Genomic DNA, 13,900 nt, shown 5'->3' with positions numbered 1-13,900 from the left:
GGGCGGCGCATCATGCGGTGGCCCATTTCAATTCGTAGTCGCTCTGCAATGCGGATCCCGTCCGCGCCTTTGCAGTCGTCTTTTCAACCTCGTAGTGCAGATACATGCGTCCCTCAGGAATTTTTCCCTTCAAGCGCAACCTGCGGCCGGTTTCGGCGGCGTCCGGAAAGTTCAGCGGTTTCGCCGTACCCGGAATCTTGTGAATGCCCGCGCAGATGTGCACCAAGCACTGACATTTGCGCTTCCAGAAGGTCCAGACCAGCTCTGGCGAAAACTGGTACATGCCGTGACCAACCCAGCCGTTCATCCCGTTGGCGGACACGAAACGACCGCCGGGTTTGAGCATGTTATAGACGTTCTCCAACGCTTGCGGGACGTTGAACACATGCTCAATCGTTCCGCCGTCAAAGATAAACCCGAACTGATTGTGCAAGCTCTTAGGCACCGGTTCGTTCAGATCTTGTTGGATCACGGGCCCCTCGTAGGGGGCATAATCCATCGTCTCTATCTCCCCCAAGCCAAGGTTGCGAAACAGCATCTCGGAATAGCCATCCTCTTGGACGAAGTGGAAACGCTTTTCCTCGATACCTGCGCGACGCAAGGATTTCTCGTATGACTTGGCAAAGGGCGGCTCGATCCGAAACCCCTGACGGCCCAGCATCAACGACCGGCCCGAAGGCCGGAAGCGGGCGGATAAGTCCACCAATTGCTGAAACAGGGTGCAGTCGACGCCCATGGTTAAATTATCCCCCTACTGCCCAGCGGGCATAGGCCCCGCCGAATGCGCCGAACTGTGCGAAGAAAGCAACCAGGACAACCCAGCCCAGAGACAGCGGCAGGAACACTTTCCAGCCAATGCGCATCAACTGGTCGTAGCGGTAGCGCGGCACGATGGCCTTCACCATGGCGAACATAAAGAAGAAGAACGCCATTTTTCCAACCATCCAAAGTGGGCCATCAGGCAAGAACGGGATCGGGGACAACCAGCCGCCGAAGAACAGCAGCGAGATCAGCGCGCACATCAAGAAGATGGCGATGTATTCACCTGCCATGAACAGCAGGAACGGGGTCGAGGAGTATTCAACCTGATAGCCAGCAACCAGTTCCGACTCTGCTTCGGGCAGGTCAAACGGTGGGCGGTTGGTTTCAGCCAAAGCGCTGATGAAGAACAAGAACACCATTGGAAAATGCGGCAGCCAGTACCAGCTGAAGAACCCGTAGCTGCCATCTTGCGCCCGCACGATATCACCAAAGTTCAAAGAGCCGGTGGAGAGCACAACACCGATGATGATCAGGCCGATGGAGACCTCATAAGAGATCATCTGCGCTGCCGACCGCAGGCAACCCAAGAACGGGTATTTGGAGTTGGACGCCCAGCCCCCCATGATCACGCCGTAAACCTCCAGCGAGCCAATGGCGAAGATGTAAAGGATCGCGACGTTCAAATCTGCCAACACCCATGTGTCGTTGAACGGGATCACAGCCCACGAGATAATCGCCAACACGAAGGCGAGCATCGGGGCCAGCATAAATACGAACTTATCAGCGCCCGCTGGGATAACGATTTCTTTGACCACGTATTTCAGCGCATCGGCGACCGATTGGAGCAGCCCGAAGACACCCACAACGTTTGGTCCGCGCCGCATCTGAACGGCCGCCCAGATTTTGCGGTCGCCATAAACCAAGAACAGCAGGGAGATCATCACAAAGGCGATCATTGCCAAGCATTGGGCGACGATGATCAGGGTGATCCCCAGTCCAGATGAAAGAAATTCAGCCATGGTCCCTCAAACTGTTGGTATGCCGGTTTCGGCACATTCTGCGACGGCCACTTCGGCGTCGATTGTTTGCAATCCGTCGGGTAGTGCTGCCGAGATGGTGTAAACCGCATCTCCGGCCCAAAGGCCACCCTCTTCCTGTACGTTTGTGCGCACATGACGCGCAAATCCGAAGCCGCGGATCAATGCGTACTGTGCTGCGGCACATTTTCCATAGTCCGCCACGTCCGCCTTGGTCCGCGCACCTTCCATCCGGACCAGAAAACTGACGAGATCATCGTCGAGTCGTCTGGTCTCGATGCCAAGGTATTCCGGCGCAAAGTAGCTTTGCGACGGGTCCTCGGTCGGGGTGCAAGCCGCTAGCATAGCAGCCCCCAGAAAGGATATGCGCTTACGCATGTCACGTTACTCCGCGGCCATCGGGGTGTTGGCCCGCGCTTTGGCGTTTGCCGACAGCTCCGCCATCAACTCGGACGCACGGGCAATCGGGTTGGTGAGGTAGAAATCCGTCAATGCGTAGCGGAAGTCGGCCTTGCCCATCTTCTTGGCCTTAAGCGGCGTCCATTCGTTCACCGGCACCGTGTCGATTTCAGCAAGGTGCGGCACTTCTCCGACCAGAACCGTGCGCAGTTGCGCCAGTGTGTCGTATGGCAACGTTGCGCCAAGCTCTGCGGACAGGGCGCGCAAAATGGCCCAGTTGTCTTTCGCTTCGCCCGGCGCGAAACCGGCGCGCAGCGCAAGTTGTGGACGCCCTTCTGTGTTCACAAACAGCCCTTGCTCTTCGGTGTAGGCAGCCCCTGGCAGGATGATATCGGCGCGGTGCGCGCCGCGATCCCCATGAGAGCCTTGGTAAATCACGAACGGACCAGCCTCGATATCGACCTCGTCCGCACCAAGGTTGTAGATCACTTCGGCATCTTTGATGCCGTCCATGCCGGCGTCATTGGTACAGCCCGCGTCCATCGCGCCCACACGGCCAGCGGCAGTGTGTAGGACCATTAACTTGGCCCCGCTTGCCTCAACCATCTGCATCGTGGTGCCCAGAACGGCTTCGCCGTCGGCCTCCTGCAATGCGCCTTGGCCGATGATGGTCACCGCAGCTTGCTCGTTGGAATTATCCATATCGGCAACCTTCGCCAGCGCAGCGCGGTCCGTGCCCAAATGCGTGTACTCAAAGCTCAGGTCCAGCTTGGGCCCGATCACCCCGACCGTAGCGCCAGCCAGATACGCTTTGCGAATGCGAGCGTGAAGCACTGGGGCTTCGATCTCTGGGTTGGTACCGATCAGCAGTATCATTTTTGCGGTGTCGATGTCTTCGATGCTGGCCGTGCCAACGTAGCCGGAGCGGTTTCCGGCTGGCAGTTTCGCGCCGTCCGTGCGGCACTCCACAACACCGCCCTGCCCCTCGATCAGTTGCTTCAGGGCGAACGCTGCTTCAACAGGCGCCAAATCGCCCACAAGACCCGCAAGTTTCTTACCAGTCATTGCCGCGCTCGCGGCTTTCAGGGCTTCATCCCAGCCTGCTTTGCGCAGTTTGCCGTTCTCACGAATGTACGGCGTGTCCAGACGTTGACGGCGCAAGCCGTCCCAGACAAAGCGTGTCTTGTCGGAAATCCATTCCTCGTTCACGCCGTCGTGGTTGCGCGGCAGGAAGCGCATGACTTCGCGGCCTTTCGTGTCGACACGAATGCTGGACCCAAGCGCGTCCATCACGTCGATGCTTTCAGTCTTCGTCAGCTCCCACGGACGCGCAGTAAAGGCGTATGGCTTCGAGACGAGAGCACCAACCGGGCAAAGGTCAATAATGTTGCCCTGCATGTTGGAGTTAAGTGTTTCGCCCAAATACGATGTGATCTCCGCATCTTCGCCGCGACCTGTCTGGCCCATTTGGGTGATGCCCGCGACTTCCGTGGTGAAGCGCACGCAGCGCGTGCAAGAAATGCAGCGCGTCATATGAGTCTCGACAAGCGGGCCAAGATCCAGATCATCCGTAGCGCGTTTCGGTTCGCGGTAGCGGGAGAAATCGACGCCGTACGCCATCGCTTGATCTTGCAGATCGCATTCACCGCCTTGGTCGCAAATCGGGCAATCCAGCGGGTGGTTGATCAGCAGAAATTCCATCACGCCTTCACGGGCCTTCTTGACCATCGGCGAGTTGGTTTTCACCACGGGCGGCTGGCCTTCGGGGCCGGGGCGCAAGTCACGCACTTGCATTGCGCAAGATGCAGCGGGCTTCGGTGGGCCACCCACAACTTCCACCAGACACATCCGGCAGTTACCGGCAATCGTCAGGCGCTCATGGTAGCAAAAACGAGGCACTTCTACACCAGCTTGCTCGCAAGCCTGGATCAGGGTCATAGCCCCGTCACACTCGACCTCTTTGCCGTCGATGATAACTTTCTTTAGGTCGCTCATGCGTTACTCCGCAGCCACTTGGCAGCCATGTGTTTTCCACATGGTCGCGTCTTTCAAATAGTCCCAGCCGAAAGCATCGGGGCTTTCGCCCTGCTCTCTCAGCATCTCAAGTCGTTCCAGCGCTTCGGCCAATGTCGGATTACCAACACTCTGCTCTGCAAGGTGATGGTCAATCATTGCGCGACCTCCACCAGCAACGCGCCGATATCAGTTTTTTGCGAGATTTCGGCGCGGCCTGCATCGCAAACCGCCTCGCCCGACGCACCTTCAAGCTGATGCTTGTCCATGAAGGCGGCTTGTGCCTCCGACAGGCGGTCCTCGCCACTTTCCATATCCGCGCTCGGGTCATTCGCATCAAACCCGTCAGCTTCCAGCTGCGACAGTAAAACTTCGGACGCATTCACGACAGCAACAGGGTCAACGCTGATCGTTGGGCATGACAGCGCCAGGGCCTGCGCAGCCGAGGTCGCGACGAGCGCCGAAACAAAGTAGTCAGGCATCGGGCGCGTGTCGGCCATCACAGGCGCGGCCGCCAAAACGGCGGCAGCGGCGAGAGGTCCAAATTTCACTACGCTCGACATGTTCATTTCATCCTACCGCGAAGTACAGCGTGCATTAAACACGAGCTTGTCGCCGTCTTGGGTGAAGGCCCAATCCTTGCTCACGGGGCTAATCTGCCATGCAGCGTCAGAGCCGCCGTAGTTCAGCAGGCAATACTTCGTGGCCTCAAACCGCACACTTTCGCGCACTTCTTCAACACCAGCCCCTTTGTTGACCACCGCGATCGCGATGTTCCGCTTGTCGTCTCCAGACGACAGTTTTGCCTTGAACGGCAAGGCGCGCTCACTACCCGCGTTGCGCGACTTGTCGCGGCTCAGCAGGCCGCAAGATGCCGTCGACAGCACCAAAACACTTATGAGCGCGAAGCGGATCATGTTTTCAACCCCGACCCGTCAACGACTTGGTCGCTTTGGAGGACGGCAACGCAGAAAACTTTGACCGTCAACAAACCATCGGCCCGCGTGCGGGTGTCAGGGATGGCGCTCTCACCCTCTTTGCAGGCGATTTCCATGGCGCGGATCACCGCACGGTTCTCATCAGCGGCAGGAATGGCAGCGCCATCCTTATAGCGCAACACGATGCGCGACGTGTCAGCCGCGCGAACTGCCTCAACGATCTCGATCGGGGGGCCTTTCGGCTTCTCAGCAACCGGACTAGCTGGAACACAGGCTGCCAACAGGGCCGCCGCTGGGATCAGAGCTACAGCGCGCATCATTGGGCTGCCACAGCCGACACGCGGCCAGTCCGTTTGTGTTTGATACGATCTTCGATCTCGTCACGGAAGTGACGTACCAGACCTTGGATCGGCCACGCGGCCGCATCGCCCAAGGCACAAATGGTGTGCCCTTCGACCTGCTTGGTCACGTCGAGTAACATGTCGATCTCCTCAACTTCGGCGTCGCCCGTCACCAGACGATCCATCACGCGCATCATCCAGCCGGTACCTTCGCGGCACGGCGTACATTGCCCGCAGGATTCGTGCTTGTAGAATTTGGACAGCCGCCAGATCGCTTTGATGATGTCGGTGTTCTGATCCATCACGATAACCGCAGCCGTCCCCAGACCGGAACGCTGTTCGCGTAGCCAGTCGAAATCCATGATGCAGTCTTTCTCCATCATCTCCCCCGGCAGCATCGGCACGGACGAACCGCCCGGAATAACGGCCTTCAAGTTGGACCAGCCGCCACGAATACCGCCGCAATGGCGGTCGATCAGCTCTTTGAACGGGATCGACATGGCCTCTTCCACAACACAAGGGTTGTTCACGTGACCGGAGATCGCAAAAAGTTTGGTGCCGGCGTTATTCGGGCGGCCAAAGCTGGAGAACCAGTCCCCGCCACGGCGCAGGATGGTCGGCACAACCGCGATGGATTCCACGTTGTTCACCGTCGTCGGGCAACCATACAAGCCAGCGCCCGCAGGGAACGGTGGTTTCATCCGCGGCATGCCTTTTTTGCCCTCAAGGCTTTCCAGCAGCGCGGTTTCTTCCCCGCAGATATATGCGCCCGCACCGTGGTGCAGGTAGATGTCGAAATCCCAGCCGGATTTGGCGGCGTTCGGGCCAACCAGCCCCGCCTCGTAGCATTCATCAATCGCGGCTTGCAGCGCTTCTTTTTCGCGGATGTATTCGCCGCGAATGTAGATGTAGCAGGCATTGGCGTTCATCGCGAAAGACGCAATCAGGCACCCCTCGATCAGCGTGTGCGGATCGTGGCGCATGATCTCGCGGTCTTTGCAGGTGCCAGGCTCCGACTCGTCCGCATTCACCACCAAATAGCTTGGGCGGCCATCGCTTTCCTTCGGCATGAAAGACCACTTCAGGCCGGTCGGGAAACCCGCCCCGCCCCGCCCACGCAGGCCAGAGGCCTTCATGTCGTCGATGATCTTGTCGCGGCCACGTTTGATAATCGCGGCGGTGCCATCCCAATGCCCACGGGCTTGCGCGCCCTTCAAGGAGCGGTCGTGCATCCCGTAGAGGTTGGTAAAGATGCGGTCTTTATCTGCCAGCATTGCTTCGCGTCCTGTCTGATCTTCGTGTGTTGCGCGGCGCACCTACTGTCGGGCGCGCCACACTCGTAATAATACGACCAACGCCCAAATGAACGCGGCCCCTGCCAGCATGTCCAACAGGAAGGCGTATTTCGGGGCCAAACCAAGTTGCCCCCCAATCACCTGTGCCCCGACCCAGATCAGCATCGTGGCAAAAATCACGATCGCTGCTTGGCGGGCCTGTTTGACCATCTTCGGGTCCTCTTGCGAGGGCCCGCTCATTGTTTAGTCTCGGCTAGGGTCAATAAACCCCGCCCTTTTTCACCTTCTTGGAGAACTCGGTCTGGCCGCCCTTGGCCAAGACCTTGGCTTGCTTCACCCACTCGTCGCGGGAAACGCGGCCTTTTACACCATCCAAGTTGTTATCGGCCCATTCAACTTCTTTCTTACGCCAGCTGGCGACCTGATCGAAGTGGAACACGCCCTGCTTGTGAAGCTCGCTCTCCAGCTTCGGGCCTACGCCTTTGATCTGTTTCAGATCATCTGGCCCACCCTCGCGGGCTTGTGTCAAAAGTTCCGGCTTGCCGTCTGCGGCCACTGGCTTCGCTTTCGCGGGCTTCGCTTTGGCCGCTGGTTTAGCGGCTGTCGCGGCTTTGGTTTTGGGCGCAGCCTTCGGCTTTGCAGTTGCCTTTACGGCAGGCTTCGCGTCAGCTGATTTGGCCTTTGGCGCCGCTTTTGCCTTTGGGGCGGGTTTGGGCTTCGCTGCGGCTTTCGCCTTTGGCTCCGCCTTGGGTGTTGCTACTTTGGATGTGGTCGTGCTGCCGGACTTCGCCGTCTTTGCCGCAGGCTTCTTCGCTTTTGGAGCGGCGGCTTTCTTGGCAGCCGGTTTCTTCTTCGCAACAGGGGCTTCCGCAGCTTCGGGCTCTGCCTCGTATTTCCATTCACCTTTGCGGGCCGCAACATCTGCCTCACCAGCAAGGGCCGCAGTCGGCTTAACTTTAGGCGCGGGATCTTCAACGGGCGAAGCCGCGGCGGCGGCTGGTGCAGGAACGTCCTCAACATTGGTCGACGTCGTGGCGTCGCGGTTCGAGGTCAGAGGCGCAGCAACAGGCGTTGTCTCCTCTTTGGCCGCGGGCGTAGCAGTCGTGGTCGCTGTCTCAGCTTTGGAGTTACCGCAAAACGCCCAGTTCAAAACGAAACCGCCAACGATCAACGTAAGCAGGCCCCAGATTGCCGCAGGCATAAAGCCATAGCCGCGCATCGACATAAGCAGCGCTGCAACCAAAACACCTGCAACTACTGCCACAAGCCAACACACTGTTGTGCAGCTAGAGCCGTTTGTATCGTTCTGTCCCATTTGTAGTACTCCCCGTCTGTTTCAGACTAGTAGACGCCGCCTTTTTTGACGCGGCTTGAAAATTCCGTAGTGCCCCCTTTGGCCAGCACCTTAGCTTGTTTTACCCACTCGTCTCGGGAGACGCGGCCTTTGAACCCCTCAAGGTTCTCATCGGCCCACGCTACTTCTTTTTTGCGCCAACCAGCGATCTGGTCGAAGTGATACACACCCATTTTATGCAGCAATGCTTCCAGCTTCGGACCAACACCTTTGATCATTTTCAAATCGTCCGGACCGCCAGCGCGTGCTTTCTTCAACAGCTCCGGTTTACCATCAGCCGCGACCGGCTTTACGGGCGCCTTCGGTTTTGCAGACGTTTTCTTTTCGGGTGCCACGGTGCCAACTTTTGGACGGGCGATCTTCTTCGCGTCGACTTCTGCCTTGGTCGCGTCGACCTTCGACTTCGCCTTTTTCGCCGTTCCGGTCCTCGCCTTGCCATCGTGCTGCCACGGGGTCAGCAACGGCACTTCCGTGCCATCGATGCGCTTCACGGTGTCGCCGATGTCAGCGGCCAATTGCACCGATGCGTTATATTGCGTTTTGCCGCTGTCGAACTCTGTCAGCGACGTCAGGCCTTTGCGTGGCTCTGCCGCGTAGCGCCCGTTTTGCGAACCGGGCGTGGGAACCTCGCCCTTGTCCAGCATGTCGATGATCTGCGCCATGCTTTTGGCGGTCAGGTCTTCGTAGTAGTCTTTGCCGATCTGGGCCATTGGCGCGTTGGCGCAGGCCCCCAAACACTCAACTTCTTCCCAAGAGAACTTGCCGTCAGCTGACAGCTGATGGGGCTTCTCAGCGATTTTCTCTTTGCAGACACTCATCAGGTCTTCCGCGCCACAGATCATGCAGGACGTCGTGCCGCACACTTGGATATGTGCAACAGAACCAACGGGTTGCAGCTGAAACATAAAGTAGAATGTCGCCACTTCCAGCGCACGAATATACGCCATACCCAGCTTTTCCGCCACATATTCAATGGCGGGGCGGGTCAGCCAGCCCTCCTGCTCTTGCGCACGCCACAACAGCGGTATGATCGCCGAAGCCTGACGCCCCTCAGGGTATTTCGTAATCTGCGCGTCCGCCCATGCAAGGTTTGCTGGGGTGAAGGCGAAGCTGTCAGGCTGGTCTGCGTAAAGTCTGCGAAGCATGGAGGTCTGAGGCCTTATATCTGTGCGGTCGGGGCGCGGCGCTTACGCGCAGGCCCCTACGGTGGAACGGATGCCGCCGCCGGCTTGCTCAATGGCTTGCAGTTGGGCGATGGCCTCTTCCTGCACTTTGTCGAGCTTCATGTCTTTCCAACCGGTAAGATTGCGGATTTCGGCATGTGTGATGCCGTCGAAGTCAATGCAGCCCACTTGCGCCATGGCGGACGCGTAACGCGCCAGATCAATATCGTCGACGCTCAACTCAGGGGCAGGAAGGCAAGCGCTCAAAGTTACAGCGCCAGCTACGGCAAAAGCAGAAAACTTTTTCATCGGTCAATCTCTCCAAAAACTACGTCCATCGTTCCAATAATAGCGGCCACATCAGCAAGCTGGTGGCCTTTGCACATGTAGTCCATAGCCTGCAAATGCAGGAACCCAGGTGCCTTGATTTTGGCGCGGTAAGGTTTGTTCGACCCGTCCGCCACCAGATACACACCGAACTCGCCCTTAGGGGCTTCGATCGCCGCGTAAACCTCACCTTTGGGTACGTGGAACCCTTCGGTGTACAATTTGAAATGATGGATGAGCGCCTCCATGGAGGTTTTCATCTCGCCACGCGATGGCGGGGTCATCTTGCCCCGTGCCATGACGTCGCCTTTTTCCACACGCAGCTTTTCGATGCACTGACGCATGATCGACACCGACTGGCGCATCTCTTCCATGCGGCACAGGTAACGATCAAAACAGTCGCCATTCTTGCCGACAGGAATTTCGAAATCGAACTCGTTATAGCATTCGTAGGGCTGCGAACGGCGCAAGTCCCATGCAAGGCCGGAGCCACGCACCATCACGCCAGAGAAACCGTAAGTGAGGATATCTTCCTCGGTCACGATGCCGATATCCGCGTTGCGTTGCTTGAAGATACGGTTGTCGGACAACAACCCGTCGATATCAGAGAGCACCTGAGGGAAGGTCGTCGTCCATTCCTCGATGTCGTTGATCAGGTCATCCGGCAGGTCTTGGTGAACACCGCCCGGGCGGAAATACGCCGCGTGCAGACGCGCACCGCATGCACGCTCGTAGAACACCATCAGCTTTTCGCGTTCCTCGAAGCCCCAAAGCGGAGGCGTCAACGCACCCACGTCCAAAGCCTGCGTGGTGACGTTCAGCAGGTGGTTCAGGATGCGGCCGATCTCGGAGTAGAGAACGCGGATCAAAGACGCACGGCGCGGCACCTCAGTGCCGGTCAACTTCTCGATGGCCAAGCACCAAGCGTGCTCTTGGTTCATCGGGGAGACGTAATCGAGGCGGTCGAAATACGGCAGGTTTTGCAGGTAGGTCCGGCTCTCCATGAGCTTTTCGGTCCCACGGTGCAGGAGGCCAATATGCGGGTCGCAGCGTTCTACGATCTCGCCATCCAGCTCCAACACCAAGCGCAATACGCCGTGGGCCGCAGGGTGCTGCGGGCCGAAGTTGATATTGAAGTTACGGATCTTCTGCTCGCCCGTCAGGGCGTCATCGAATTTGCCACCGTCCATCAGTTAGACTCCCGAACAGCTGAGACAACTCCAATGTCGACCATTTCGACATCCGCGATTTTTTTAAAAACTGGCATTGCCCCGAACGCCATAAGCGCTGCGGTCAACAAGCCAAGAAGTTCAGTCGCAAATTCCATCAGCCCTTCGCCCCCTCTTCGGCCTTCTCGTCACCCGGCATGATGTACTCGGCACCTTCCCACGGGGACATAAAGTCGAACTGCCGGTATTCCTGCACCAGCTTCACCGGCTCATACACCACACGTTTTTCTGCGTCGTCGTAGCGGACCTCTACATATCCCGTTGTCGGGAAATCCTTGCGCAGCGGGTAGCCGCGGAAACCGTAGTCGGTGAGGATGCGGCGCAGGTCGGGATGGCCCGCGAACATGATGCCGAACATGTCGAAAATCTCGCGCTCGAACCAGTTGGCGGCAGGGTAGACCTCGTGCAGCGACGGCACGATTTCGTCTTCGCGGACCGCGATTTTCACGCGGATGCGGTGGTTCTGATACATAGACAGATACTGGTAGACGACCTCGAAACGCGCATCGCGCGTCGGGTAATCCACAGCCGTGATGTCCACCATCGTCGAGAAGCGGCACGCACGGTCGGTTTTCAGAAACTCTGAAAACGCCTCAAGCGAGCTGGGTGCGATATGCACGGTCAGCTCGCCGAATGCGATCTCGGTTGTCAGCACGCAATCAGGGCGCTTCAGCTCAATGTGGGCTGCGAGTTCTTCAAGTGCAGAATTCATCGAATGATGTTCCCCGTCCGGCGGATTTTGCGTTGCAGCTGAAGGATGCCGTAAAGCAATGCCTCAGCCGTGGGCGGGCACCCTGGCACGTAGAGGTCAACCGGAACGATCCGGTCGCAGCCGCGCACAACGCTGTAAGAATAGTGGTAGTAGCCGCCGCCGTTCGCACAAGACCCCATGGAGATCACGTAACGCGGCTCTGGCATCTGGTCATAAACCTTGCGCAGCGCAGGAGCCATTTTGTTGGTCAACGTACCGGCCACAATCATCAGGTCAGACTGGCGCGGGGACGCACGGGGCGCCGTGCCAAACCGCTCCATATCGTAGCGCGGCATGGCGGTGTGCATCATCTCCACGGCGCAACACGCCAAACCGAACGTCATCCAGTGCAGCGAGCCAGTGCGCGCCCAGTTGATGATGTCCTCGGTCGAGGTGACAAGGAACCCCTTGTCTTGCAGCTCATCGTTCAACTGCGCGGTGGCGACGTCTTTGTCCCAGCCCGCAGTGTTCAATCCGGTTGCTACTCCCATTCGAGTGCTCCCTTTTTCCATTCGTAAGCAAAGCCGATGGTCAGCACCCCAAGGAAGATCATCATCGACCAGAAGCCCAGCAACCCAACGTCCTTAAAGGCGACAGCCCAAGGGAACAGGAACGCAACTTCGAGGTCGAAAATGATAAACAGGATCGACACCAGATAGAACCGCACGTCAAACTTCATCCGCGCATCGTCAAAGGCGTTAAAGCCACATTCGTATGCAGACACTTTTTCGGAGTCGGGATTGCGGACAGCGACCACAGCGGCCGCAAGAATCAGAACCAGTCCAAGACCAATGGCTATTGCCAGAAATATGAGGATTGGCAGGTATTCGCGTAGAAGCTCGTCCACGTAAGTCTCCTTCTCGCCTGTTCGCAGTGACTCACAGGGCTTGCTAGTTGCGGTGATCTTTACGCTTGCGCGTGCAGGGGGTCAACCGATGGACGTCCCCTGTTGTGGCCGCAAAGCCCTAATTTTTCACTCCAAACTGATAGATTTCAGCGGGGTCGTATCCTAGTGTTTTGATAGGATATGACCCCGCGTGCCATCATAGACGTGGCAAATCTTGGCTCAGCGCGCGTCTGCAAAGGCCCATCGCAACGTTCGCTGGCAATCTCTATTCAAGCCGCGCAAGCAATGCTGGCGACGGATTCCCCGTCACCTCCAGCCCGATACTGCGCTGAAAAGCCCCGATCGCAGCCTGTGACTTCGGCCCTAGAACACCGTCCGCACCACCCGTGTCGAAGCCCCGCGCGGTCAGGCGCTGTTGCAGCCGCTTGCGGTCGTTGATTGTCAGCCCGAACTTATCCGGCCCGAACGGTGTTTTCAGCGGCCCGCCCCCCGCCAGACGGTCGGACAAATGCCCAACGCCCAAGGCGTAATTGTCGGAATTGTTGTAGCGCTTGATCGCCTTGAAGTTTTGCCCCACGGCAAAACGCGGACCACCCGGATCGGGCTGCAAGCCGCCGCTCGTGACTTCGCGCCCCCAAGGCTGCGACCGTTGCCAACCGGAGCGCGCAAGATATGCTGCGGTCGATGCCAATGCGTCAGACGGATCGTCGGACCAGATGTCGCGCCGCCCGTCCCCGGTGAAATCCACTGCGAACAGCTGATAGGACGTGGGGATAAACTGCGTGTGTCCCATCGCCCCCGCCCAAGAGCCCACCAAACGGTCCGGCGTGGTGTCCCCCGTCTGCAAAATCTTGAGTGCCGCGATCAACTGCTTCTCAAAGAACGCGCCGCGCCGCCCGTCAAAAGCCAGTGTTGCCGTGGCAGAAATCACGGGGATATCGCCGCGCCGTGTGCCGAAGTTGCTCTCCACGCCCCAGATGGCCGCGACAACATTGGCAGGCACGCCGTACTTGGCCTCAATCGCATTCAGGCGGGATCTTTCACGAGCGAAAGCCGCACGGCCCGCTTTGACCTTCTCCTCCGAGGCGACGATGGCAAGATAGTCCTCGAAGCTGCGTTTGAATTCGGTTTGGTTGCGGTCGCGATCAATCACGTCAGGCAAGAACCCGACGCCGCGCAGGCCCGCGCGCAAAGTGGCGTCCGATATCCCGCTGGAGGACGCGCGGGATTTGAACCGCTCGACCCACGCATCAAAGGCGGCGTTGGGCACCGCGCGCATGCTGGAGCGGGCGACAGGTGCGGTGCTGCCCCCGCTGGCGCTACAGGCCTGTAGGGCGGTGGCACCGGTCAGGGCGATGAAGTGGCGGCGTGTGATCATGGGGCTGCTCCCTCTCATGGGGTTGTTTTGCCATAACCCTAACTGATGATGGCGCCCCATGGAACG

Annotated in this window: 18 protein-coding genes; all 18 read right to left on the bottom strand. The window is 58.5% G+C overall.

What is annotated here, in order from left to right:
* Positions 1-10: 10 nt before the first annotated feature.
* The 18 genes from BLW66_RS02100 to BLW66_RS02015 all read right to left on the bottom strand — a co-directional run bounded on the left by BLW66_RS02100 (position 11) and on the right by BLW66_RS02015 (position 13,834).
* Positions 11-736, bottom strand: a complete 726-nt coding sequence (locus BLW66_RS02100; RefSeq protein ID WP_089944271.1) for a methyltransferase domain-containing protein — start codon at positions 734-736, stop codon at positions 11-13.
* A gap of 7 nt (positions 737-743) precedes the next feature.
* Positions 744-1,781: an NADH-quinone oxidoreductase subunit NuoH gene (gene nuoH / locus BLW66_RS02095; protein ID WP_089944268.1), complete on the bottom strand. Its 1,038-nt coding sequence runs from the start codon at positions 1,779-1,781 to the stop codon at positions 744-746.
* A 6-nt stretch (positions 1,782-1,787) separates the two neighbouring features.
* A complete protein-coding gene (locus BLW66_RS02090) occupies positions 1,788-2,177 on the bottom strand; it encodes a hypothetical protein (protein WP_089944265.1) in 390 nt (129 codons plus the stop codon).
* Between the two features lie 6 nt (positions 2,178-2,183).
* Positions 2,184-4,193 (bottom strand): NADH-quinone oxidoreductase subunit NuoG, encoded by a 2,010-nt coding sequence (gene nuoG, locus BLW66_RS02085; RefSeq protein WP_089944262.1) that lies wholly within the window; start codon positions 4,191-4,193, stop codon positions 2,184-2,186.
* A gap of 3 nt (positions 4,194-4,196) precedes the next feature.
* Positions 4,197-4,370, bottom strand: coding sequence for a DUF3291 domain-containing protein (locus BLW66_RS02080; RefSeq protein WP_089944258.1), 174 nt, complete (start codon positions 4,368-4,370; stop codon positions 4,197-4,199).
* Positions 4,367-4,762, bottom strand: a complete 396-nt coding sequence (locus BLW66_RS02075) for a DUF5333 family protein (protein ID WP_170833366.1) — start codon at positions 4,760-4,762, stop codon at positions 4,367-4,369. The genes BLW66_RS02080 and BLW66_RS02075 overlap by 4 nt, the downstream gene beginning before the upstream one ends.
* A 24-nt stretch (positions 4,763-4,786) precedes the next feature.
* Positions 4,787-5,128 (bottom strand): hypothetical protein, encoded by a 342-nt coding sequence (locus BLW66_RS02070; RefSeq protein ID WP_089944252.1) that lies wholly within the window; start codon positions 5,126-5,128, stop codon positions 4,787-4,789.
* A complete protein-coding gene (locus BLW66_RS02065; protein WP_139254508.1) occupies positions 5,125-5,466 on the bottom strand; it encodes a hypothetical protein in 342 nt (113 codons plus the stop codon). The genes BLW66_RS02070 and BLW66_RS02065 overlap by 4 nt, the downstream gene beginning before the upstream one ends.
* Positions 5,466-6,764, bottom strand: a complete 1,299-nt coding sequence (gene nuoF / locus BLW66_RS02060) for an NADH-quinone oxidoreductase subunit NuoF (RefSeq protein ID WP_089944245.1) — start codon at positions 6,762-6,764, stop codon at positions 5,466-5,468. The genes BLW66_RS02065 and nuoF overlap by 1 nt, the downstream gene beginning before the upstream one ends.
* Before the next feature lie 42 nt (positions 6,765-6,806).
* Positions 6,807-7,025: a DUF5337 domain-containing protein gene (locus BLW66_RS02055; RefSeq protein ID WP_089944241.1), complete on the bottom strand. Its 219-nt coding sequence runs from the start codon at positions 7,023-7,025 to the stop codon at positions 6,807-6,809.
* A gap of 19 nt (positions 7,026-7,044) precedes the next feature.
* Positions 7,045-8,100: an NADH-quinone oxidoreductase subunit E gene (locus tag BLW66_RS18165; protein WP_139254507.1), complete on the bottom strand. Its 1,056-nt coding sequence runs from the start codon at positions 8,098-8,100 to the stop codon at positions 7,045-7,047.
* 26 nt (positions 8,101-8,126) lie between these two features.
* On the bottom strand, positions 8,127-9,284 hold the full coding sequence (locus BLW66_RS02045; protein ID WP_089944237.1) for an NADH-quinone oxidoreductase subunit E: 1,158 nt from the start codon (positions 9,282-9,284) through the stop codon (positions 8,127-8,129).
* A 42-nt stretch (positions 9,285-9,326) separates the two neighbouring features.
* Positions 9,327-9,611: a hypothetical protein gene (locus BLW66_RS02040; RefSeq protein ID WP_089944234.1), complete on the bottom strand. Its 285-nt coding sequence runs from the start codon at positions 9,609-9,611 to the stop codon at positions 9,327-9,329.
* Complete coding sequence (locus BLW66_RS02035) at positions 9,608-10,819, bottom strand: NADH-quinone oxidoreductase subunit D (RefSeq protein ID WP_089944231.1); 1,212 nt, start codon at positions 10,817-10,819, stop codon at positions 9,608-9,610. Before BLW66_RS02035 ends, BLW66_RS02040 begins: the two co-directional genes overlap by 4 nt.
* A 136-nt stretch (positions 10,820-10,955) precedes the next feature.
* Complete coding sequence (locus BLW66_RS02030; protein WP_089944228.1) at positions 10,956-11,570, bottom strand: NADH-quinone oxidoreductase subunit C; 615 nt, start codon at positions 11,568-11,570, stop codon at positions 10,956-10,958.
* Positions 11,567-12,100 (bottom strand): NuoB/complex I 20 kDa subunit family protein, encoded by a 534-nt coding sequence (locus tag BLW66_RS02025; protein WP_089944224.1) that lies wholly within the window; start codon positions 12,098-12,100, stop codon positions 11,567-11,569. Before BLW66_RS02025 ends, BLW66_RS02030 begins: the two co-directional genes overlap by 4 nt.
* Positions 12,091-12,456, bottom strand: coding sequence for an NADH-quinone oxidoreductase subunit A (locus BLW66_RS02020; protein WP_089944221.1), 366 nt, complete (start codon positions 12,454-12,456; stop codon positions 12,091-12,093). Before BLW66_RS02020 ends, BLW66_RS02025 begins: the two co-directional genes overlap by 10 nt.
* A gap of 265 nt (positions 12,457-12,721) precedes the next feature.
* Positions 12,722-13,834: a lytic murein transglycosylase gene (locus tag BLW66_RS02015; protein WP_425283319.1), complete on the bottom strand. Its 1,113-nt coding sequence runs from the start codon at positions 13,832-13,834 to the stop codon at positions 12,722-12,724.
* Positions 13,835-13,900: the final 66 nt, after the last annotated feature.

The organism is Litoreibacter albidus, from assembly GCF_900107015.1.
GTDB classification, from domain to species: domain Bacteria; phylum Pseudomonadota; class Alphaproteobacteria; order Rhodobacterales; family Rhodobacteraceae; genus Litoreibacter; species Litoreibacter albidus.
Note: the sequence above shows the minus strand (reverse complement) of the source record. Positions and strands in the feature narration are given on the sequence as shown.